Below are 22513 nucleotides of genomic sequence, written 5' to 3' on the forward strand. Positions count from 1 at the left end.
ACTCAATCTGGATTAAAGATAATAATTAGATATAAAGTACCGAGGTAGAGCAATTCTCATATCTCAATTCTCATATCTAGCATCTAATAAAAGAAAATGGCTAAAAGTAAAAAAGTAACAAAAAAACGTATCGTTGTAATTGAGCCTGTTGGTCAGGCGCATATCAATGCTACCTTCAACAACATCATCGTTACCTTAACAAACAACAACGGACAGACTATTTCATGGTCTTCTGCTGGTAAAATGGGCTTTAAAGGTTCTAAAAAGAACACGCCTTATGCAGCTGGTCAAGCAGCTTCAGATTGCGGTAAAGTTGCGTTTGACTTAGGTTTACGTAAAGTTGAAGTATTTGTAAAAGGTCCGGGTTCAGGTCGTGAATCTGCAATCAGAACTTTACAGGTAGCAGGTCTTGAAGTAACATCTATCAAAGATATTACTCCACTTCCTCACAACGGATGTCGTCCTCCTAAAAAGAGAAGAGTTTAATTAATTTTAAAGCTAAGAATCTCCAGCTACAGGTTGGATGATACTTTAAAAACAGAAAAAAAATGGCAAGATATACAGGCCCAAAATCAAAAATCGCCCGTAAATTCAGAGAACCAATTTTCGGTCCTGATAAGGTGTTAGACAGAAAAAATTATCCTCCTGGACAACACGGTGTGTCTAAAAGAAGAGGAAAACAATCTGAGTATGCAATCCAGTTAATGGAGAAACAAAAAGTAAAATATACTTATGGTGTATTAGAAAAGCAGTTCAGTAACTTGTTTAAAAAAGCATCTTCTCGTGCTGGTATTACCGGTGATAACTTACTTCAGTTATTAGAAGCACGTTTAGATAACACAGTATACCGTTTAGGTATTGCAACAACCCGTTCTGGTGCACGCCAGTTAGTTAGCCATAAACACGTAACCGTGAATGGTGAAGTTGTAAATATCCCTTCATATCAGTTAAAAGCTGGTGATGTGGTTGCTGTTCGTGAAAAATCTAAATCATTAGAATCAATTAGTAACTCAGTTGCAGGCAGAACAATTAACAAGTTCGCATGGTTAGAGTGGAACGCTGGTGAATTAACCGGTAAATTCTTAACTTACCCTCAACGTGATGAGATTCCTGAAAACATCAAGGAAAACTTAATCATCGAGTTGTACTCAAAGTAATAAATAAGCTAGTTAATTACCTCAAAAGGGTAATTAACTTTTTTCTTGTTACTATATATTCAATAACGAATTTAAAAAATTATAAATGGCAATTTTAGCATTTCAGAAACCTGACAAAGTGATCATGCAGAAATCAACTGATTTCGATGGCACATTTGAATTTCGTCCTTTAGAGCCCGGTTTCGGTGTAACAATTGGTAATGCCTTAAGAAGAATTTTACTTTCTTCGTTAGAAGGTTATGCTATTACTACTATTCGTTTTTCAGGCGTTTCTCACGAGTTTTCTACCATGAAAGGTGTTGTAGAAGATTTAACTGATATCATCTTGAACTTAAAACAAGTTCGTTTTAAGAAAACAGGCGATTCAGGTGATTCTGAAAAAGTTTTCATCATCGTTAATGGTCAGGATCAGTTCAAAGCTGGTGATATCACTAAATTCTCTAACAACTTTACAGTTTTAAACCCTGAGCACGTAATCTGCAACATGGATAAATCTGTTACTTTGGAAGTGGAATTAACCATCAATAAAGGACGTGGTTATGTACCTGCTGAAGAAAATAAAGTTGCTGATGCTGTTGTAGGTGTTATTGCGATCGATTCGATTTATACTCCGATGAAAAATGTAAAATACACGATCGAAAACTTTCGTGTTGAGCAAAAAACGGATTATGAAAAATTAGTATTGGATATCTCTACTGACGGTTCAATTCATCCTGAAGAAGCATTAAAAGAAGCGGCTAAGATCCTTATCCAACACTTCATGCTATTCTCTGATGAGAATTTAGTATTAGAATCTCAGGCTAAAGAAGAAACTAAAGAAGTTGACGAGGAAATTTTACACATGCGTAAAATCCTTAAAACTGAATTGGTAGATATGGACTTATCAGTTAGAGCATTAAACTGCTTAAAAGCTGCTGATATCCGCACTTTAGCTGATTTAGTTTCTTACGATGTTGCTGATATGTTAAAATTCAGAAACTTCGGTAAAAAATCTTTAACAGAGATTCAGGAACTTGTAAAATCAAAAGGTTTATCATTTGGTATGAACCTGTCTAAATTTAAATTAGACGAAGAGTAAAAAGCATGGCGCCATGCGCTTAGCGCTAAGCGTTGAATAAAATAATTTATAACAGTGTATAATTCCCTCTGAGACAGAGACGGTATACACTTAATCCAAGAACAATGAGACACGGTAAAAAAGTTAATCACTTAGGCAGAACCGACAGCCACAGAAAAGCGATGTTAGCTAACATGGCTACTTCACTTATTAAAGCAAAAAGAATTACTACAACTTTAGCTAAAGCTAAAGCTTTACGTACTTATGTTGAGCCATTAATCACTAAAGCGAAAAATGACACCACTCACTCACGTCGTACAGTTTTCTCTTACCTACAGGATAAAGAAGTAATCACTATTTTGTTCCGCGAAGTGGCTGAGAAAGTTGCTAACCGTCCAGGTGGTTACACTCGTATCATTAAATTAAACAATCGTCAGGGTGATAACGCTGAGATGGCTTTAATTGAACTGGTAGATTATAACGAAGTTTACGGTAAAGAAGTAGAAGCTAAAGAAGAGAAGAAAACTACTCGTCGTGGTAGAAGCAAATCTGCTGCTGCTCCTAAAAAAGCTGCTGAAGCGAAAGCTGAGGTTGCTGAAGAGGCTGCACCAGAAGCTGCTCCTGCTGAAGAAGCTCCAGCTACTGAAGAACCAAAAGGCGAATAATTTTATTCACCTTAAAATAAAAAAAGTCCTGTTCGAAAGAGCAGGACTTTTTTGTTTTATATGCTTTTGATCGTCATTGCGAGGTACGAAGCAATCTTAATGCGATCGTTGTAAGATTGCTTCGTCGTTCCTCCTCGCAATGACGGGTAAATTTGATCAAACGTTTGTCTCATTTTTTCATTACATGGTTTTATTTCAAGCAGCTATGCATAAATTAGCTTCAAACAAATTAAACATGAAATTTAGGTTTTTTCTATTCTCCTGCCTTTTGTGGCAGTCAGCTCTCCATGCACAAACACTAAAATATGCCAATGGCAACAACTCATGGAATGCCGATTCGCTGGGTAACCATAGGGCAGTGGTTCAATTTTCGGGTACGGGCAAAGTTGCACATGCCAAAATTGACTGGCGCAGAAGAGATGAACATCCGGAAACGAAGGGACTCATCATTCAGGATGCAAATGGTAAAAATGTAGCCATTTTTGGTACTGATAAATTAAACCGCGAAAGTGCTGATATTTATTTTCAGCCTTCAGGCGCAGGAAAGTACTATGTGTATTACCTGGCTTATAAAAACGAGGGTAGAAGCAATTATCCTAAAGGTGTTTATTTAAAACCAAAGCCGGTTGATCAGAACTGGTTAAACCAGGCTAAACGTACAACTGTAAATACTTCGGTAGTCGAGATCCAGTCTGTTGATGCCTTTAATAGTTTCTATCCAATGGAAGTGATTGCTACAGCGAAAGAAACAGCGGTAGTTAAAGCCAGATACGCTACAGATGCTTTTGTGGTGTTTCCTGAGGACAGGATGTTTCCAATCAAAATGCAAAGCGATTTACCTTACCGCTGGATCCAGAGAGGAGCTGCCAGTACTTTTACAGGTACAGCAAGCAAAGGGGAAAATTATGCTTTTCAACTCGGGGTATTTGCCTTAAAAGACTTAAACAATTTAACTGTAAGCTTTGGCGATCTAAAAACAGCTGCTGGAAAAGTTATCTCATCGAAATTTATTAACTGTTTAAATACCAAAGGAACAAGCTATGACAATAAACCGCTGGTAGAAGTGGTGAATGTAGCTTCGGGTAAGGTTCAGCCGATGTGGATTACCATTGACATCCCTAAAGCTACAGCTGCAGGTACATATACTGGTAATTTTGTAGTTAAAGCCAATGGTAAATCGAAAGTAATTGCCGCTAAAATTACAGTTGGCAACCAGGTTTTAGCCGATAACGGTGTAGGATCGCCCGATAAACAAACCCGTTTAACCTGGTTAAATTCAACCTTGGCGCAACCCAACACAGTAGTTGCACCTTATACGCCGCTAACAGTTGCAGGAAATGTAATTTCGCTTTTAGGTCGTAAATTTGAGATTAATGCAGATGGCTTCCCTAAGCAAATCCAGACTTTCTTTAACGCCGAAATGACGGCTTATACCGACAAGCCTAACAACATTTTAGCTGAACCCATTCACTTTCACTTTTTTAATACCCCAAAAACACAGGAAAAATTTGTTCCTGCTAATTTGCAGATTACCAGCAAAGCGGCAGGTACTGTAAAATGGACAGCCACCAGTACTTCCGAAAATTTGAAAATGGATTTGGAAGGCGCCCTGGAATTTGATGGTTACGTGCATTATGTGGTTAAGGTTACCGCCTTAAAAGATGTAGATTTCAGCAATGTCGATTTTCATATCCCGTTTGATAAAGGTTCGACCAAATACTTGATGGGATTGGGAGAAAAAGGAGGTATAAGACCAGATACTGTTAAATGGAAGTGGGATGTAGCCAATAAAAACCAGGATGCCGTTTGGATAGGTAATGTAAATGCCGGCCTGTATTACAATTTAAGAGATGAGCGCTATGTTCGTCCGTTAAATACCAATTTTTACCTGCAGAAGCCTTTATTGTTGCCTAAATCGTGGGGTAACGAAGATAAAGGTGGAATCCAGATTAATGTTAAAGGCAGTTCGATGCTGGCCGATAACTTTACCGGTGCAAGAAGCATGAAAAAAGGCGATGTATTGTATTACAATTTTAACTTGTTAATTACGCCTTTTCACTTGCTCGATACCGATTTTCAATGGGATAACCGTTTTTACCATAAATATGGCGATTTAGATGCCATTAAAACTGCTGGTGCAAGTGTGGTAAATATCCACCATGCTACGCCGATCAACCCGTGGATCAATTATCCGTTTATCGAATGGAAAAAGATGAAAAGTTATATCGACGATGCACACAGCAAAGGCTTGAAGGTTAAAATCTATAATACCGTTCGTGAGCTTTCTAACCACGCTTATGAATTACCTGCTTTAAGAAGCCTGGGTACAGAAGTATATTCGCCTGGAAAGGGGGGAGGATTTAGCTGGTTACAGGAGCATTTAGATTCTAATTACATTGCCGCCTGGTTTGTACCCGAAATTAAAGATGCTGCTGTAATTAACAGTGGAATGAACCGTTGGCACAATTACTACGTGGAGGGGATGAACTGGCTGGTAAATAACGTAGGTATTGATGGTGTTTATTTAGATGATGTGGCTTTCGACCGTGTTACGATGAAGCGGATTAAGCGTGTATTAACCCAAAATGACCATCCGGGCATTATCGATCTGCACTCGGCCAACCAGTACAACAAGAGCGATGGTTTTAACAACAGCGCCATTTTATACATGGAGCATTTCCCTTACCTGAACCGTTTATGGTTTGGCGAGTATTTCGATTATCAAAAAAACAACCCCGATTTCTTCTTAACCGAAGTGAGTGGTATTCCATTTGGTTTAATGGGCGAAATGTTGCAGGATGATGGAAATCCATGGCGTGGGATGATTTATGGCATGACAAGCCGTTTAGGTTGGTCGGAGAAGAGCGACCCAAGACCGCTGTGGAAAGCCTGGGATAATTTCGGAATTAAAGGTTCTGAAATGATTGGTTATTGGAGCGAAAACTGCCCGGTTAAAACAGATAATCCAAAAGTTTTAGCTACCGTTTACAAAAAACAAGGAAAAACCATGGTGGCCTTAGCCAGCTGGGCCGAAGGCGATACAAAGGTTAATTTAACTATTGATTGGGCAAAATTAGGACTGGATGCTGCCAGGGTTAAAATAGCCGCTCCGGCAATTGATAAATTTCAAACGGCGGGTAATTATGCGGATGGAAAATCGGTTCCCGTTGAAAAAGGAAAAGGTTTGATTCTGATTGTGGAGTAATACTACGTGCCATGGTTTGTGTCTGCACGAACCATGCATTTGGACATGTAATTTTCGGTACGTGGAGACACGTACCGGTGCGATAACAAAAAAATAGGTCAGGGTTTAAACCCTGACCTATTTTTTTAATGGATAAATTATACTTTCACATTTTCCATGCCGTATTGCTTCAATACATCGGCAGGCACGCCCGCCCATTGGTTTGGTGCGTTACCTACATAACCAATATCTTTAACGCCCATTTCGGTGGTGTAAAAGCCCGATGCAGTTAAATCTCTCATGCGGTTAAAAAATGTTACGCCTGCCCTTACTTCCGGTTTGGCTTTTTTAGGGTAGGCAATTTCGTCTACAATTGAAATCTGTTGCTCGGCTGAGGCCTCTATAAACGGTTTCTGGAATTTATTGAAACAATATACATCCAGCCATTTTAAGCCGCCACGCATAGGTACTTTGTGCTCCGGAATATCTTTTACAATAAATTCGATAAATTCGGGTACTTTGGCATCCGATGCGCTGCCGGAAACATCATCTTTAGGGATAATGATATCAGCTAAAACCGTAATCGTTGCCATCTCGTGCTTGGTAAAAAATGTTTCTGCTTTCAGGTTTTTATCACGGTCTACTTCCCATTGCTCCCTGCCGGCATCTTTTGCTGTTTCTTCGGTTGCAACCGCTTCTGTTTTATTTTCGGGTTGCTTACAAGCCTCCAGGATCACTGCGGTGCTAATGGCGGTTAAACCCAATGCTTTTATGGAATCACGTCTGTTCATGTTGTAATTCTTTTAAATGTTTTGTTTTTTCTTTTGAGCTAAAATGTATTCGGCAGTACGCATAGAAAGTGCCAGGATAGTCCACGTGGCGTTTTTATCGCCTTGCTGTACAAACGGACCTGCATCTACCACAAACAGGTTTTTACAATCGTGTGCCTGGCAGTATTTATTCAGTGCCGATTTTTTAGGATCATCGCCCATGCGTATGGTTCCAACTTCGTGGATAATTTTACCAGGATTCAATAAGCCATAATTGGTATCACCTCCCTGTATTTCAGAAGTGACCACCGCACCCATTTCTTTCATAATGTTTAAGAAAGTTTCCTGCATGTGCTTGGCCTGAAGAATTTCATCTTTATCCCATTTATAGTTAAATCTTAAAACAGGAATACCATACTTATCTACCATGTTCGGATCGATTTCGCAATAATTGCTTTCTCTGGCTATTGCCGTACCACGACCAGCCATACCTACACCAGTACCGTAAAAACGACGATAATCATCTTTTAACGATTTTCCGTAGCCGCCGGCTTCTTTCATTTTGCCATCTCTGCCAGGTACCATGCCATTCATTTCGGCAACGCCACCTCCAAAACCGTAAGCAGGCATACCCATGCCGCCCCAATATTCGATGTGGTAACCACGCGGGAAGTTTAAGCGTTTGTTATCCAGCCACCACGGCGAGTAAATGTGTACACTACCCAGACCATCTTCGTTGTAGCGTTTCCGGTCCATCAATTGCGGTAAAAAACCCGATACACTGGCTCCAGTAGAGTCGTGCAGGTATTTACCTACTACGCCGCTGCTATTGGCTAAACCATTAGGGTGCGAAGTTGATTTTGAATTTAATAAGATCCTTGCCGATTCGCAGGCACTGGCACCTAAAATAACCAGTTTGCCATTAACCTGATATTCCTGCAGGTCTTTGCGGTTTACATACGAAACACCTTTTGCCGAACCATCTTTATCGGTAATTACTTCGCGTACCATGGCATCGGTAATTACAGTAAGGTTACCTGTTTTTATAGCCGGATTTACCAGACATGATGATGAAGAAAAATCGCCGTAAACTTTACAGCTTCTGCCGCATTGACCGCAGTAAAAACAAGGTGCACGATCATTGTTGTTAGGCAATGCTTCTGTAAGTACCGAACCGCGCCCGGCAATTACCTTTACACCTGCTTTTTCAGCCCCTTTTTTAATGAATAATTCATTTAAGCGCGGCTTTGGTGGTTTCATAAAGATTCCATCAGGTTCGCTTTCTATGCCCTCTACCGTACCGTATATACCAATCATGCGGTCAACCTTATCATAAAAGGGCTTTACATCAGCATAGGTAATTGGCCAGCTATCGGTTAAGCCATCCTTAGGTTTAAAATCGTCTGGCCCCATGCGTAAAGAAATCCTTCCCCAGTGGTTGGTACGGCCACCCAGCATACGCGAGCGGAACCACTCGAATTCACTTTTGTTTTTCTGGGTATAAGGTTCACCTTCCAGTTCCCAGCCGCCGTAAGAAGCATCGAAATCGCCAAAGGGGCGGACTGTACCTGCTCCTCTGCGGGGCGACTCCCAGGGCCATTTTAACTGGTGTGAATCTAATCGTGGATCGAAGTTTTGGCCGGCTTCGAGCAATAAAACTTTTTGACCTGCATGTGCCAATACGTATGCAGCCATTCCGCCACCGGCACCCGAACCAACAATAATGGCATCGTAAACGGTAGGCGATTTCTTTATCTGAAAGTCACTCATGTAAAATGGTTAGATGTTTAATACATCTAATCTAAAGTTTAATTTTTTTAAATAAAAGCGATCGTCTTCTTTGGAATCAATATAGATAATGAAGCTGTATGTGTTTCTAAATCGTATTACGTCATTCATTTGTTTAATTCAGCCTCAGCGGTTTTCAAAGAGGGGGTATTCCCATTTTTGTATTTTACTTCTTCCATTAATTCCATGTATGGTCGCTCTATTGTTACATTATTTCAAGGCTATGCATTAGCCCGTAAACTTGATTATCTTTGCAGCTTAAACTTTACCAATGCCAGTATCTGCCCATACCGAACAATTTATTGCCGCTTTAAAAGCAAGTTTCAATGCCGGAACTTTTGTAAAGGTTTCTTTTGGCAATTATAAAGGAACAGAAGAAGCCTTAAAGCAAATCCTCATGCGTAGGGTGGTGATTAAACGCGAAGATAAACTGGCTTTTACCTATCGTTATAAAACCCGAGATGTGGTTAAAAACTATAATCTGGATGAAGCCATTAGTTTAGTTACGGCTTACCTGGATAATGGCTTTAAAATAGGCACCTTATTTACCACCGAAAAAGATCTGATTCTCGAAGAATTGAATAACGGGAAAGTGGTGCTCAGAGAGAGCAAAGCATCGGGTAAAGCGGTGCCATCGGCCAGCCATGATCAGGAAAAAGTGAGATTGATTAAGGCAGATTCGAAACCTTATTTAACGGAATTGAAAATTACCGATGCGGAAGGAAAGGTATTTAAAAATGCACAGGATAAATTCCGTCAGATTAATCACTATATCGAGATTTTAAGCGCCTTAATTAAGGAATTACCTGCAGGCACCATTAAAAAGGTTGCCGATATGGGCTCTGGTAAAGGTTATTTAACTTTTGCACTTTACGATTACCTGCATTCGGTTCTGCAACTGGAAACGGAAGTGATTGGCGTAGAATACCGCCAGGATATGGTCGATTTATGCAATCAGGTTGCCGCTAAATCTGATTTTGCCCAACTGAGCTTTGTACAAGGAACTATTGAAGATTATCAGGCAAACGATGTAAACTTGCTGATTGCGCTACATGCCTGCGATACTGCGACCGATGATGCTATTTTTAAAGGTATTAAAGCCAATGCTGAGCTGATTGTGGTTGCACCCTGCTGTCACAAACAAATCCGCAGGGAAATGGAGAAAAACAAAGCGAAAAATGATGTTTCTTTTTTAACGAAATACGGCATCTTTTTAGAACGCCAGGCAGAGATGGTTACGGATGGAATAAGAGCTTTAATTTTAGAATATTTTGGCTATAAAACCAAGGTTTTCGAGTTTATATCCGACGCGCATACACCGAAGAATGTGCTTGTAGTAGGGGTAAAGAGAGCAGAAAGCTTAAAGACCAAAGCTGAAAGCGAAAAGCAAGCAGAGATTTTAGAGAAGATTAAAGCGAGCAAAGCATATTTTGGCATTGATTACCATCATTTGGAAAGGTTGCTGGAGTTGTAGTTTAACAAAATTCATCGTCATGCTGATCCGATAGCTATCGGATTTAGTTCAGCATCTATCCTACATTTAGAAAAATAAATGGAACGCTATTGATTAATGTCTCACCGACTTAAAAGATAAATCTCTTTGCAAGATAGGCCCTGAAACAAGTTCAGGGTGACGATCGCCTTGTTTAGTTGGTCACTAAGAATAAATCCATAACAGTACTGATTTTTTCTTAGTTTTTAACAATGCATCTATTTTTCGCATTACAGCATCTGCCAAAACCGGGCAGCCAGCACTTTGGCCAAACAGGGTTTGCGGATAAATTTCATGATCAGGCACGGGGCTATACGAATGTAAAACCACAATTCTTTTAAAGGCATTGTTGTTGCTTTCTTCCATGCCATACATTTTATAATGCACATTAATGCCCCAGTTGCTGTATGCACGGCCCTTTACCTTATATTTTCCCAATGAAGTACAATAACTCCCCACTTTATTACTGAAAATTACTTTGGTAGGCGTGCTGCCGCCACCAACGCCATGGGCACACAAGCCTTCTACAGTAATTGCTTTCTGTTTAAAATCGTAAACGAAGAACCTGTTTTTACCGGAATGGATGCTCATATCAACCATAATGGCAATAGAAGTATCCATGTTATTTTTCTTACAGAAAGCTAAGGCCTCATTAATTTTATCGGCACTTATTTTTTTGTTTGCGTCAGGCTTAAAACCAAACAGGGTAAATAAGAGGAGGAGAGCGGATAATTTTTGCATTGATTAGTTAATGAGCGTTGGATTTAAAGCTTTAGTTGGTGCGACACCAACCAATAGGACCAGTTATTTCGGCTGGTGAGGACACCAGCCGCTAAGACAGGGTTACAAATGCAATAAAATAATAGCAATGAGTGCAGGGATGGATTGCACATACAAAATTTTCTTACTGGCTGTTGCAGCACCATAAATACCGGCAATAATTACACAGGTTAAAAAGAATATCGCTACATATAGGCGCCAATGGTGATCGGTTATACATAGCGACCAGATTAAACCTGCTGCTAAAAAGCCATTGTATAAGCCCTGGTTGGCAGCAAGTGTTTTGGTCGGGGCAAATAAATCTTTAGGGATGGTTTTAAAAACCTTAGGCGCTTTGGTTGTCCAGGCGAACATTTCGAGCCAAAGGATGTAAATGTGAATAAAGGCAACAAGCCCGATCATGATTTGTGCTGCTATCTGCATTATTGTTAGATTATATGATTACACCATTTTTAGATAATTAAAGATATAAAACATTGGCCGCATTTAGCCCAATCCATTTTCATTGCGGTTAGGTTTTATGCGCTCTGTCCGGCAGGCCTGAGTGCTGTTGTGACCTGAACCAGATAGGAGCAGGCATCCCGATGTAAAATCGGGATAAAGCGGATAGCTCCAAAGGAGTACCTTTGGCACGGGGCTGAATCTCCCGAAGAACTATTGGCTTTAATTTTCTAATGATTTTAAGAATTTATTTTGATCGTCCGCTTTTCAATTTAGTCTTTCAGCTTTAGTCTTTAGTCTTTTCGCTTTTTTTCTGTCATGCTGTCAGTATCAAGTCTGGTTCTTTTTTACATTTTATCAGTTTTTTGTTCATATTATCTGCCAAAAACCAATTGGCACAAGCATTGTTTAATAGGAGTAGAAATTATAATACTTTTAAAAAGAGAAAATAAAAATACAATGGGAAAAATTATTGGAATAGACTTAGGAACAACAAACTCTTGCGTGAGCGTAATGGAGGGCAACGAGCCTGTAGTTATCGCAAACAGTGAGGGTAAACGTACTACACCGTCTATTGTTGCTTTTGCAGAAAACGGTGAGCGTAAAGTTGGCGAGCCTGCTAAACGTCAGGCTATAACCAACCCAACCAAAACGATATATTCGATTAAACGCTTTATGGGTAACAGCTACGACGAAAGTGCGAAAGAAGCTGGACGTGTACCTTATAAAGTAGTAAAAGGCGATAACAACACTCCACGTGTTGAAATCGACGACAGAAAATACACTCCTCAGGAGATTTCTGCAATGATTTTGCAGAAAATGAAAAAAACTGCTGAGGATTTCTTAGGTCAGGAAGTTACTGAAGCGGTAATTACTGTACCTGCTTATTTTAACGATGCACAACGTCAGGCTACTAAAGAAGCTGGTGAAATTGCAGGTTTATCTGTAAAACGTATCATTAACGAGCCAACTGCAGCTGCTTTAGCTTATGGTTTGGATAAAGCACACAAAGACATGAAAATTGTTGTGTTTGACTGTGGTGGTGGTACACATGACGTTTCTGTATTGGAATTGGGTGATGGCGTTTTTGAAGTAAAATCTACTGACGGTGATACACACTTAGGTGGTGATGACTTTGACCACATCATTATCGACTGGTTAACTGAAGAGTTTAAATCAGAAAACAGCATGGACCTTTCTAAAGATCCAATGGCGTTACAACGTTTAAAAGAAGCTGCTGAGAAAGCTAAAATCGAGTTATCTAGCACCACTTCAACTGAAATTAATTTACCATACATTACTGCTGACGCTAGCGGCCCTAAACACTTGGTACGTACTTTATCACGTGCTAAATTTGAGCAATTGGCTGATAGCTTAATTAAACGTACTATCGATCCTTGTAAATCTGCATTGAAAAACGCTGGTTTAAGCACAAGCGATATCGACGAAATTATCTTAGTAGGTGGTTCTACACGTATCCCTGCAATTCAGGAAGCCGTTAAAGCTTTCTTTGGTAAAGAGCCAAGCAAAGGTGTTAACCCTGATGAGGTAGTAGCTATTGGTGCTGCCATTCAAGGTGGTGTATTAACCGGTGATGTGAAAGATGTATTGTTATTAGACGTTACACCTTTATCATTAGGTATCGAAACTATGGGTGGTGTAATGACTAAATTAATTGAGTCGAACACAACTATCCCAACTAAAAAATCGGAAACTTTCTCAACTGCAGCTGATAACCAGCCTTCAGTAGAAATCCATATTTTACAAGGTGAGCGTCCAATGGCTGCTCAGAACCGTACAATTGGCCGTTTCATTTTAGATGGTATTCCACCAGCACCTCGTGGCGTGCCTCAGGTAGAAGTATCTTTTGATATTGATGCTAACGGTATTTTACACGTAAGTGCTAAAGATAAAGCTACTGGTAAAGAGCAAAAAATCCGTATCGAAGCATCTTCAGGTTTAACTGATGCTGAGATCAAAAAAATGAAAGAAGAAGCTGAAGCTAATGCTGCAGACGATGCTAAGCAAAAAGAAGAAGCTGATAAAATTAACGGAGCTGATGCTTTAATTTTCTCGACTGAGAAACAGTTAAAAGAATTTGGTGATAAATTATCTGCTGATAAAAAAGCACCTATCGAAGCTGGTTTAGAGAAATTAAAAGCAGCACACTCTTCACGTAACTTTGCAGATATCGATGCAGCTTCGGCTGAATTACAAGCTGCATGGAACGTAGCATCAGAAGAAATGTACAAAGCCGGTGAGCAGCCTCAGGGTGGTGAACAACCACAAACTGACGGACAAGCTCAGGGTGGCGATAACGTTACTGACGTTGACTTTGAAGAAGTAAAAGAAGAGAAATAAGTCTCTTGAGTCTTTAGTCCTGAGTCGAGAGTCTTGGGAGCATAAAATAAAAGCGTTTCTGATTATTTCAGGAACGCTTTTTTGCTTTAGATCAATAAACCTCGCAGGTTTTAAAAACCTGCGAGGTTTGGGAAAGTATTTAAAATGTCTTATAAGGTTCAAAATAATATGAAAACGGACGGTTCTGTACTTTTCGGAAAATGTAGCCCCGCCACTCGCTATAGCCCTCATAAAAAAATCGGAGCTGTCGCTGCTGTCGGGTTTAGGAAAGAGAGGGTAATGCTTTTGGGGATGGTTTGAATAGCGGAGGTTTATATGTTGCTATCGTCATGCTGATCCGATAGGTATCGGATTTATTTCAGCATCTTTTCAACAATTAAGACCCTGAAATAAATTCAGGGTGACGAATAATATCTAAACCAAATTATCTTCTATAATATCCTGCAATTCCTTCTCGTTTACGGCGATTTCGGAAAGCAATTTAAACTGGTTTTTAGCCCGATCAAGGTTTTGTGCGGGATAATCGGTAGGATAGTACTTATTGTCGTTTAAAAAGTCGGTTAAAAAGCGCAGGGCCTGCATGTAAATGATGTATTTACCCGAGAATAAGATCAGCTCTTTTTCTGTTTCGGTTAAAATACTTTTCATCTCGGCTAAATAGCCTTTTATCATGGCCTCAAAATAAGGCAAACGGATTTTAATCTTGGTTAAATCGGTTTCGTTTTCTGAGTATGCGCATAGATAAGTACGCATCATATCGCCCAGGTCAGAAATAAACTTACCGGGCATAATGGTATCCAGGTCAATCACACAAATACCCTCATAGCTTTCATCGTCAAGTAAAACGTTGCTTATTTTGGTATCGTGGTGCATTACCCTGTTTGGGAAATCTTTCCGGTGGGTATAAGAAAGGTAGTAATCTAAAATGTACCTGTGGTTTATCGCATTTTCAATTTGTGCTGCTGCCTCATGCTTTAGGCCATCATTAGCCTGATTAAGTGCCTCATTAAATTGCTGGTAACGCAAGCTCAGATCGTGAAAGCCGGGGATAGTTGGCTGCAGACTACTGGCATCGAAATTATCGAGTAACCTGCTCAGTTTGCCAAACTGTTTGGCAGCTTCGTAAGCTTGCTTTGGATCTGCTAAAACATCTAAAGAGATGGTGTTGGGTACAAAAGGAAGCATCCGCCAGTACTCGTGTTGGATATAAGCCATCTCTTCGCCTTTGGTAGTAGCAACAGGCTTAATAAAAAGATAATCGGGGTAAGCAAAACTCAGGTAATCGGCTATTGCCCGCAGGTTGCTGGCAATGGTTTGTGGTGAAGTAAAAACCTCAGTATTGATGTTCTGAAGGATGTATTTATGCTCTTCAGTAAAAGGCGAAAGCAAATAAGTACGGTTAATTAAACCCGTACCTATTTGTGTAATCGTAATATTCTCTTTAGCGTATCCGTAAGCTTCTAAAACTTCGTCAGCTAAATTTAGTCCCATAATTTTTCAGGGTATGTTCCGTCTTTAACCAATTGGTCAATGCAATCCTGAACAAAAGGTTTATCTTCTTTATAGGTTACGCCAAACCATTTGTTGGTAGTTGGTACAACTTTAAAGGTAGCAGTATTGCTTTTTACCAGATTTTCGCCAATTAAGGGGATAAAGAACTCTGCTTTAGGTTTATCTTTATTAGCCATTGCAAATTCTCTGAACATATCTTCAGTAATTTTGAAAACAGCAGGTGTAAAACCCCAGAAATTCATCGATACAGGAGTATCAAAACTTAACGGGAACTCTTCGCCATCTTCTTCATAAAAGATATTGCCATCTTTCGGGTAAACTTTGGTACGCTCTACAATTTCTTCTAAATTGCCGGCAGCATCTACTTTACAAACCCCACGCGAAACTGCGCCAAACTCAGAAAGTGTATTGCCTACCTGATAACCGATAATGGAGTAGTTGCTATCGGTAACTTCGGTAGTTAAGAAATCAACCATTTTTTTAAAGGCATCATAACCATAAAAGTCATCAGCATTGATTACGCAGAAAGGTTCTTTAATTACATTTCTACCCGAAAGGATGGCGTGTGCGGTACCCCATGGTTTTTCTCTGTATATTTCTTCTTCAATACCAAACTGTTTTAAATCGAAGTTTTGAAAAACATAATCAGTTTCAATTCTTCCGGCAAGTTTTGGTTCGAAAATAGCTTTAAACTCCGTTACAAACTCTTCTTTAATGATGAATACAATTTTGCCAAAGCCAGCATTAATTGCATCATAAATGGAGTAATCAATAATGGTTTCGCCGTTCGGACCAAAGCCATCAATCTGTTTCATACTTCCGTAGCGGCTTGCCATACCAGCAGCCAATATTAATAGGGTGGGTTTCATCTATTTATTGTTAATTTATTTTAGGGATAAAGGTGATTAGCATTAAAATCCTGCACAGCTCATGGTGCGAAAATAGCAATTTGAATGTTTATAAACTTAATTATTTGTTTTTTAGAACCCAAAGAGTCCGCCGCCAGACTTTGATCTTGTTTTTTTACCGGTAAGCATGCCAAATATACCACGTACAATTTCCTTACCGATTTGGCGGGTAATGGTAGCACCCATTACCTGTTCTACCAGACTTTTTTCGCCAGGTTTAGGTTTACTTTCTGCTTCGGCTTGTTTTTGCGCTTCTACTTCCTGCTTCGCCTGTTCTTCAGCAGCAGCTTGTTCGTTAATGCGTTTGGTTAATATTTCGTAGGCACTTTCCGGGTCTATTGGGTCTTTATATTTGGTAAACATTGGGCTGGCATGCACCACCTGATCAAAATCGGCAGCAGTAAGCGGCCCCATTACTGCCCTTGGTGGTGTAAGCATGGTAGCCGAAACTTCTGTCGGAATACCCTTCTCATTAAGTACGGTAACCAAAGCCTGTCCAGTACCTAACGAAGTTAAAATTTTGTCTATTTCGTAGAAATCAGATTTAGGGTAGGTGTTTACAGTTTTCTTTAAAGCATCTACATCGTTTGGCGTAAATGCCCTTAAAGCATGTTGTACACGGTTACCCAGTTGACCTAAAACACTTTCAGGTACATCGGTAGGGGCTTGTGTACAGAAGAAAACCCCGATCCCTTTTGAACGGATTAACCTGATAATGGTTTCAACCTGCTCTAAGAAAGCTTTTGATGAGTTTTTAAACAAAAGGTGGGCTTCGTCGAAAAAGAAAATAAGTTTAGGCTTATCCAGATCGCCAACCTCGGGCATGGTGTCAAAAAGCTCGGCCAGTAAACTCAATAAAAAGGTAGAGTATAAAACAGGTTGGTTTTGAACATCGGCAATATTTAATAAACTGATGGTTCCTTTACCATCTACACGTTCGAAAAGATCTTCAATATCAAAAGATTTTTCGCCGAACATGCCACCTAAGCCCTGTTGTTCAATGGCTACAATTTTTCTTAAAATAGTGCCCGATGTAGCTGTAGAAATGCTGCCATAACTGCTTTTAATTTCAGCTGCACCAGCACCTTCAGATAAATAAGAAACGAGTTTCTTTAAATCATTTAAATCGATAATCGGCATTTTGTTATCATCGGCATATTTGAAGATAACGGCCATAACGCCAGCCTGGGTGTCGTTTAAATCTAAAATTTTGGAAAGCAGGGTAGGCCCGAATTCCAATACGGTAGCCCGCATTTGTGCCCCCATTTTGCCCGAAAGCGAATAAATTTCGATAGGAAAGCCGGTCGGGCTAAAAGGTTTGTTTAACTGTTGTGCCCTTTCTTCTATTTTGGGGTTAACAGTACCGGGTTGGTTTAATCCGGATAAATCGCCTTTTACATCTAACATAAAAACAGGAACGCCGGCATCTGATAGCTGTTCGGCAAGTAACTGCAGTGTACGGGTTTTACCTGTACCCGTTGCACCAGCAATTAAACCATGCCTGTTCATCATTTTTAATGATAAATTAACCTCGGCTTCACTGTAAACCTGTCCGTCTAAAATTCCGGCGCCTAAATAAATGTACGAACCCGTTGGGGCATAGGATGATTTTATTTTTTCGATGAATTTTGAAGACAAATCGCTCATTTTTATAAAATTAGACCGCCAATTTAAGAAACTAATCTTAAAAAGGTTGTGTTTTGGTATGCACTTTTAATGCAAATTTCTGCACAAACGGTTGATTAATGTTGCTGGTTAAGTTGCTTATAATAATTAATTTCGTTTTTAAGCGCCTGTATTTCATCCTGCATGTCCTGTACCTGATTGAGCAGATGTGAAACGGCATAAATGCCTTCGAGATTGATCTCTAAATCCTGGGCCAGGCGCAGGCATTGCTCTAGTTTTGTTAATTCTGCTATAGGTAAAAAGGTTGCTTCCTTTTTTATAGTGGTATGAATCAAACCAAAATCTTCGAGAGACTGGATAAAATTAATCTCTACATGATGATAAGCGCAAATTTCTTCGACTGGAATTAGCTTATTTTCCATGATGTTTAAAGTTTAGAGAGTTTTTCGAATAGTTCTTTTTGCTCCTGATTTAGCCCGGTAGGTAATTTAACCTGCCATTTGATGTATAAATCGCCAAAATGGTTTTCCTTTTTATAAACCGGGAAACCTTTTCCTTTTAAACGTAAAGTGGCATCGGGCTGCGTACCTTCCGGTACTTTTAATTTTACTTTACCATTCAGGGTATCTATAATTTTTTCGCCACCCAATATGGCCGTGTATAAATCTATTTCTTCCTGTATGTAAATGTCGTTGCCTTTCCGCTTAAATTTAGGATCATCGGTTATGCTAAATTTGATGTATAAATCGCCTGGAGGGCCATTGTTTACTCCGGGTGCACCATAGCCCGGCAATTTAATTTTTTGCCCGTTTTCTACACCCGCAGGGATGGTAATCCGCACCTGTTTGCCATTTACGGTCAATGTTTGCTTGTGGGTAGTGTAGGCATCGAGCAGGTTTAACTGCAGGTCGGCATTATAATCCTGCCCTTTAAAAGGTGAATTCCTGCTACTTCGGCCACCACCACCAAACATTGATGAAAAGAAATCGGAAAAATCTCCTCCGTCAAATCCACCACTGTAGCTACTACTACCGTAACCTCCACCTTGCGATTGATATTGCCTTTGTTGCCGTTCCTGGGCATCTAATTGATCGGCATGTTGCCAATCTTTGCCATATTTATCGTATTTCTTCCGCTTTTCAGGATCGCTTAACACCTCATTGGCTTCGTTAATCTGCTGAAACTTTTTGTTGGCTTCCTCGTTGTTTGGATTAAGATCGGGATGGTGTTTCCGGGCTAATTTTCTATATGCTTTTTTAATATCCTCGGTTGTGGCATCTTTCTTTAAATCGAGAATTTTATAATAGTCTATGTAGTCCATAATGGCTTAACAAATAAGTAGGGCTAATGTTCAATGATATAGTATAAATGTAAGGTTTTAAAGCGAAATGGCATTGAGCAAGGTGCAGAGGACAATGAGCTTGGCGTGATGCGCGAGGACAGGAGTATTCTTAGATGTGCTGTCAGTTGTTACCAGCTGACAGATGGTCGCTGAAATATTGGATTTTGGAATGTGATCAGTGTCAGATAGAAATATCTGACACCACGGGAAAAAATAACAAAAAAAGTGCCTCACATGGAGGCACTTTAATCGATAAAGGTAGAGAGAAATTTATTTTTTGTTTTTTACATATTTTTCTAACCATTGATCTTGCTCCCACAACATGTGTAACAGGTTTTCTTTGCCGCGATAACTGTGGGCTTCGTAAGGTAAAAATACAAAACGGGTAGTGCCACCTGCTCCTTTAATGGCGTTAAACAAACGCTCACTGTTAATCGGGAAGGTGCCGGGATTATCGTCAGAATCGCCGTGGATTAATAACAAAGGTGTTTTAATCTTATCTGCATAACTAAATGGACTCATTTCATAGTACAATTGAGGCGCCTGCCAGTAGGTACGTTCTTCGTTTTGGAAGCCAAAAGGGGTTAGCGTACGATTGTATGCACCGCTACGCGCAATACCTGCTGCAAAAAGATTGGTATGGGCCAGTAAATTAGCGGTCATAAAAGCACCATAACTGTGGCCGCCAACAGCCATGCGTTTTTTGTCGCCTACACCTAAATCTGCCAGTTTATTAATGGCCGCTTCGGCATTTAACTGTAGCTGATCTACAAAAGTATCATTAGGTTTTTTACCGTCTTTGGCAACTATAGGCATTTCGGCATTATCTAAAACAGCATAACCACGGGTTACCCAAAATATAGGCGAAGCCCAGCTAATGGTGGTAAACTTATCTTTCGATCCACGGATTTGAGCTGCATCTGCAGCAGAGTTAAATTCGCGTGGGTAAGCCCAGATCAAAGCAGGCAAAGGACCGTCTTTTTCCTTGTTGTATCCTTTTGGTAAATACAAATCGCCCGTTAAATCAACTCCATCGGCACGCTTGTACGAAATCTTTTCTTTGGTAATACCTGCTAAAGATGGATATGGATTGCTGAAATCCGTTATCGGCCTGTCGGCAACGCGGAGTATCAGGTTTTTGATAAAATAATTGGGAACCAGTTTCTGGCTTTCCTTACGGGTAAGTAACACCAGTTTGTCAGGATCAATTACTTCACTTACATACTCAAAGGTTCCTTCGGCGCTGCGCCAGATAATTTCATTTTTCTTAGTAGCGAGGTCAAACTTAGCCAGAAAAGGCAAATCTCCTTTTTCTGAAGAGCCAACCGGGTTATTCAACAGTAATTTTGTACCGTTATCTACAGTTTTAATCACCTGACGGCCATACTTATTTTTAGCCGTTACCGGAGAACCCGGATTGCCATAGGCATCGGTTTGGTTTCTGCTGTATAATTCTTCTACAGCACCAGTTGTTGGGTTATAACGGCTTACAGTAATGGTTTGCTTACTGCGCAGGCCTTCCATAATTAAGGCCAGGTTAGCATCGCCCCATTGTATACCGCGGAAACGTGTTTTGGTTTTAAACAGTTCTTTTTCTGTGCCGGTAAATGGTGCACTTAGGGCATATACGGCATCGTGATAAGGAACGTCTTTTTTAATTAAGCCGCTATCTAAAGGTTTAGACCACACCAGTGTTGCCGCTTCATCATCGCGCCAGTCAAACCCATGTGGTACGTTTTGGGCATTATCATAGCCTGATGGCGTGCCTTCTGATGAGGGAAGTTCGGCAATTACTTTAACCGTTTTACCTGTTAAATCGGTAATGGAAACAGTTGATGGAAAACCAAATGCCGAAACCAGATAAGAAAATGGCTTGCGAATGGTTTCAATCAGCATGTAGTTCTTATCTGGCGATAAGCTAACTGAACCATAAATAGCAGGTTTGCCTATGGGCGTTTCTGTCCCTGCAGTATTTTTTACCAGCTGCGAAGTAGCAAAGAACTCAAACAATTGCTCATCAAAAGGCGATTTAATTAAATCCTGATAAGTTACACTCGGTGCTGCTTTACCCAGGTTTTGTTGTATGGTTGGCCCTTTAGGCATTAATGGTTTGGCCGGTGCTGCACTTGCAGGTTTGGTTGCGGTACGGTAAATTAAAGTATTATCGTTTAACCAGGTAATACCACTTCCTAAAACCACATTTAAATAGGTTTTATTGGTTTTTGTCGCTTTTTTGGTTGCCAGATCAATTATATACAGATCAACTCCCTTTTGTGTGGTCTGCGTAAAGGCAATTTTGTTTTGAGATGGGTTCCAGCTGACGTTGCCTGCAAACAAAGGTGTGGGCAAGCCTGTAACCGGAAAAGTCTGGTTAGACTTGATGTTTTTAAGGCTAAAATTATTAATATAAGTTTGCCTGCTCGGCGAATAATTGTTGGGGTTTAGCCTTAAACCGGCAATACGATATTCTGGCATGGCCAGCTCTTCTACCGATGGATAAGAATTCCGTTCGCTGAATAAGATCCATTCGGCTTTGCCGCCTATGCTCACACCTGGCGTAGGTTTGGCCAGCAATAAATCGGCAATTTCTTTTGGCGGGGTTCGGTAACTTACCGCATCCTGCGCAGCTGCTTGCAGTGAAATGCAGGCCCCCGCTATCCATAAATAGAGGTGTAATTTTTTAATCATTTCCAGTTAGTTTGTTCGAAATAAGGAATGATCAAATATTGTAAAAAATAAGGATGTACAGCGTAACTTCTTATTTACATCATTTAATAAAGCCATGAAGGTTGGCTAGCCTTAACCAGCATTTTGAAAAGCTTAAGGATACAAGCTTTGGATATGTGCTACAGAATTGAGGATCATTTCCCTGAGTACCGGAATGTCGATATCGCTCATTTTTTTTACATAAACGCAGGCTTTGGCTGTTTTATGTTTGCCAAATCTGGCCAGCAGCTCATCGCGGTTTTTAAAATGAGCTGATAGATAAAGTGCTATGGCATCTTTACGCGGCGAGAACCCAACCAGGGGAGCATCACCTTCGCGGCCACTTTCATACTTATAGTGATAGCTTCCAAAACCAACAATAGCAGTGCCCCACATTTTAGCTTTAAAGCCTGTTGTTTCGGTTATAATGTGCGATAAGGCAAAACAATCTGTGCGTTTGGTTTCAATTGGTACGGTATTGATAAAGTCAGTAACACTTAACTCATTTTCGGTGGTTTTATTCTGTGCCATATCTTTTTTTATGATGAATATAAGGGTTTAATAGCTAATTTCCATTCTTAAGAAACAGTATGAGTACTAATATTTTACAGGTAATGTATTGTTTATTATTATATTGAATATAAATAAGGGAAGGTTAACACTTACTTCACACAATTTTGCTGAAGTAATTTGACAAATGTCAAAAAATCAACACTTTTTATAC

18 protein-coding genes are annotated in these 22513 nt (G+C 39.9%); 7 read left to right on the forward strand and 11 right to left on the reverse strand.

Annotated elements, in window-relative coordinates:
* The first annotated feature begins 96 nt into the window (after positions 1-96).
* The 5 genes from rpsK to BLR37_RS06070 all read left to right on the forward strand — a co-directional run bounded on the left by rpsK (position 97) and on the right by BLR37_RS06070 (position 6084).
* Entirely contained in the window at positions 97-486 is a 390-nt protein-coding gene (gene rpsK, locus BLR37_RS06050) for a 30S ribosomal protein S11 (protein WP_039475175.1), read from the forward strand.
* Between the two features lie 62 nt (positions 487-548).
* The gene (gene rpsD / locus BLR37_RS06055) at positions 549-1157 is read left to right on the forward strand and encodes a 30S ribosomal protein S4 (RefSeq protein ID WP_039475172.1); all 609 of its coding nucleotides are present in this window, start codon (positions 549-551) and stop codon (positions 1155-1157) included.
* An 85-nt stretch (positions 1158-1242) separates the two neighbouring features.
* Positions 1243-2235 carry a DNA-directed RNA polymerase subunit alpha gene (locus tag BLR37_RS06060; protein ID WP_025145205.1) on the forward strand — a complete coding sequence of 331 codons (993 nt, stop codon included), beginning with the start codon at positions 1243-1245 and terminating at the stop codon, positions 2233-2235.
* A 104-nt stretch (positions 2236-2339) separates the two neighbouring features.
* Positions 2340-2879: a 50S ribosomal protein L17 gene (gene rplQ / locus BLR37_RS06065; RefSeq protein WP_039475167.1), complete on the forward strand. Its 540-nt coding sequence runs from the start codon at positions 2340-2342 to the stop codon at positions 2877-2879.
* Positions 2880-3114: 235 nt separating this feature from the next.
* Positions 3115-6084 carry a glycoside hydrolase domain-containing protein gene (locus BLR37_RS06070; protein WP_244154604.1) on the forward strand — a complete coding sequence of 990 codons (2970 nt, stop codon included), beginning with the start codon at positions 3115-3117 and terminating at the stop codon, positions 6082-6084.
* Between the two features lie 137 nt (positions 6085-6221).
* Here the strand turns inward: BLR37_RS06070 and BLR37_RS06075 are convergent, their stop codons facing one another.
* Both BLR37_RS06075 and BLR37_RS06080 read right to left on the reverse strand, forming a co-directional pair.
* The gene (locus tag BLR37_RS06075; RefSeq protein WP_039475164.1) at positions 6222-6854 is read right to left on the reverse strand and encodes a gluconate 2-dehydrogenase subunit 3 family protein; all 633 of its coding nucleotides are present in this window, start codon (positions 6852-6854) and stop codon (positions 6222-6224) included.
* A 12-nt stretch (positions 6855-6866) separates the two neighbouring features.
* The gene (locus BLR37_RS06080) at positions 6867-8603 is read right to left on the reverse strand and encodes a GMC family oxidoreductase (RefSeq protein WP_090765866.1); all 1737 of its coding nucleotides are present in this window, start codon (positions 8601-8603) and stop codon (positions 6867-6869) included.
* 289 nt (positions 8604-8892) lie between these two features.
* Here BLR37_RS06080 and BLR37_RS06085 point away from each other — a divergent pair, with 289 nt between their 5' ends.
* Positions 8893-10095 carry a class I SAM-dependent methyltransferase gene (locus BLR37_RS06085; protein WP_090765868.1) on the forward strand — a complete coding sequence of 401 codons (1203 nt, stop codon included), beginning with the start codon at positions 8893-8895 and terminating at the stop codon, positions 10093-10095.
* A gap of 183 nt (positions 10096-10278) precedes the next feature.
* Here the strand turns inward: BLR37_RS06085 and BLR37_RS06090 are convergent, their stop codons facing one another.
* Entirely contained in the window at positions 10279-10854 is a 576-nt protein-coding gene (locus tag BLR37_RS06090; protein ID WP_090765871.1) for a murein L,D-transpeptidase catalytic domain-containing protein, read from the reverse strand.
* A gap of 102 nt (positions 10855-10956) precedes the next feature.
* A complete protein-coding gene (locus tag BLR37_RS06095; protein ID WP_090765874.1) occupies positions 10957-11316 on the reverse strand; it encodes a DUF1304 domain-containing protein in 360 nt (119 codons plus the stop codon).
* A 477-nt stretch (positions 11317-11793) separates the two neighbouring features.
* Here BLR37_RS06095 and dnaK point away from each other — a divergent pair, with 477 nt between their 5' ends.
* Complete coding sequence (gene dnaK / locus BLR37_RS06100; RefSeq protein WP_090765877.1) at positions 11794-13695, forward strand: molecular chaperone DnaK; 1902 nt, start codon at positions 11794-11796, stop codon at positions 13693-13695.
* A 414-nt stretch (positions 13696-14109) separates the two neighbouring features.
* Here the strand turns inward: dnaK and BLR37_RS06105 are convergent, their stop codons facing one another.
* The 7 genes from BLR37_RS06105 to BLR37_RS06135 form a co-directional block, all read right to left on the reverse strand.
* Complete coding sequence (locus BLR37_RS06105; protein ID WP_090765881.1) at positions 14110-15186, reverse strand: phosphotransferase enzyme family protein; 1077 nt, start codon at positions 15184-15186, stop codon at positions 14110-14112.
* Positions 15177-16076, reverse strand: a complete 900-nt coding sequence (locus tag BLR37_RS06110) for a nucleotidyltransferase family protein (protein WP_090765884.1) — start codon at positions 16074-16076, stop codon at positions 15177-15179. The genes BLR37_RS06105 and BLR37_RS06110 overlap by 10 nt, the downstream gene beginning before the upstream one ends.
* 111 nt (positions 16077-16187) lie before the next feature.
* Positions 16188-17762, reverse strand: coding sequence for a helicase HerA-like domain-containing protein (locus tag BLR37_RS06115; protein WP_090765887.1), 1575 nt, complete (start codon positions 17760-17762; stop codon positions 16188-16190).
* Between the two features lie 95 nt (positions 17763-17857).
* Entirely contained in the window at positions 17858-18163 is a 306-nt protein-coding gene (locus tag BLR37_RS06120) for a chaperone modulator CbpM (RefSeq protein ID WP_090765890.1), read from the reverse strand.
* 5 nt (positions 18164-18168) lie between these two features.
* Positions 18169-19062 carry a DnaJ C-terminal domain-containing protein gene (locus BLR37_RS06125; protein ID WP_090765893.1) on the reverse strand — a complete coding sequence of 298 codons (894 nt, stop codon included), beginning with the start codon at positions 19060-19062 and terminating at the stop codon, positions 18169-18171.
* A 291-nt stretch (positions 19063-19353) separates the two neighbouring features.
* Positions 19354-21771 (reverse strand): alpha/beta hydrolase family protein, encoded by a 2418-nt coding sequence (locus BLR37_RS06130; RefSeq protein ID WP_090765896.1) that lies wholly within the window; start codon positions 21769-21771, stop codon positions 19354-19356.
* A gap of 132 nt (positions 21772-21903) precedes the next feature.
* On the reverse strand, positions 21904-22320 hold the full coding sequence (locus tag BLR37_RS06135; RefSeq protein ID WP_039475113.1) for a DUF1801 domain-containing protein: 417 nt from the start codon (positions 22318-22320) through the stop codon (positions 21904-21906).
* Between the last annotated feature and the right edge of the window lie 193 nt (positions 22321-22513).

Origin of the sequence: Pedobacter soli (genome assembly GCF_900101435.1) — a bacterium.
Taxonomy (GTDB): Bacteria; Bacteroidota; Bacteroidia; order Sphingobacteriales; family Sphingobacteriaceae; genus Pedobacter; species Pedobacter soli.

Bases quoted from the DNA above. Each gene is read 5' to 3' on its own strand.
- rpsK (WP_039475175.1), top strand. From the start codon at position 97: ATGGCTAAAAGTAAAAAAGTAACAAAAAAACGTATCGTTGTAATTGAG.
- rpsD (WP_039475172.1), top strand. From the start codon at position 549: ATGGCAAGATATACAGGCCCAAAATCAAAAATCGCCCGTAAATTCAGA.
- BLR37_RS06060 (WP_025145205.1), top strand. From the start codon at position 1,243: ATGGCAATTTTAGCATTTCAGAAACCTGACAAAGTGATCATGCAGAAA.
- rplQ (WP_039475167.1), top strand. From the start codon at position 2,340: ATGAGACACGGTAAAAAAGTTAATCACTTAGGCAGAACCGACAGCCAC.
- BLR37_RS06070 (WP_244154604.1), top strand. From the start codon at position 3,115: ATGAAATTTAGGTTTTTTCTATTCTCCTGCCTTTTGTGGCAGTCAGCT.
- BLR37_RS06075 (WP_039475164.1), bottom strand. From the start codon at position 6,854: ATGAACAGACGTGATTCCATAAAAGCATTGGGTTTAACCGCCATTAGC.
- BLR37_RS06080 (WP_090765866.1), bottom strand. From the start codon at position 8,603: ATGAGTGACTTTCAGATAAAGAAATCGCCTACCGTTTACGATGCCATT.
- BLR37_RS06085 (WP_090765868.1), top strand. From the start codon at position 8,893: ATGCCAGTATCTGCCCATACCGAACAATTTATTGCCGCTTTAAAAGCA.
- BLR37_RS06090 (WP_090765871.1), bottom strand. From the start codon at position 10,854: ATGCAAAAATTATCCGCTCTCCTCCTCTTATTTACCCTGTTTGGTTTT.
- BLR37_RS06095 (WP_090765874.1), bottom strand. From the start codon at position 11,316: ATGCAGATAGCAGCACAAATCATGATCGGGCTTGTTGCCTTTATTCAC.
- dnaK (WP_090765877.1), top strand. From the start codon at position 11,794: ATGGGAAAAATTATTGGAATAGACTTAGGAACAACAAACTCTTGCGTG.
- BLR37_RS06105 (WP_090765881.1), bottom strand. From the start codon at position 15,186: ATGGGACTAAATTTAGCTGACGAAGTTTTAGAAGCTTACGGATACGCT.
- BLR37_RS06110 (WP_090765884.1), bottom strand. From the start codon at position 16,076: ATGAAACCCACCCTATTAATATTGGCTGCTGGTATGGCAAGCCGCTAC.
- BLR37_RS06115 (WP_090765887.1), bottom strand. From the start codon at position 17,762: ATGAGCGATTTGTCTTCAAAATTCATCGAAAAAATAAAATCATCCTAT.
- BLR37_RS06120 (WP_090765890.1), bottom strand. From the start codon at position 18,163: ATGGAAAATAAGCTAATTCCAGTCGAAGAAATTTGCGCTTATCATCAT.
- BLR37_RS06125 (WP_090765893.1), bottom strand. From the start codon at position 19,062: ATGGACTACATAGACTATTATAAAATTCTCGATTTAAAGAAAGATGCC.
- BLR37_RS06130 (WP_090765896.1), bottom strand. From the start codon at position 21,771: ATGATTAAAAAATTACACCTCTATTTATGGATAGCGGGGGCCTGCATT.
- BLR37_RS06135 (WP_039475113.1), bottom strand. From the start codon at position 22,320: ATGGCACAGAATAAAACCACCGAAAATGAGTTAAGTGTTACTGACTTT.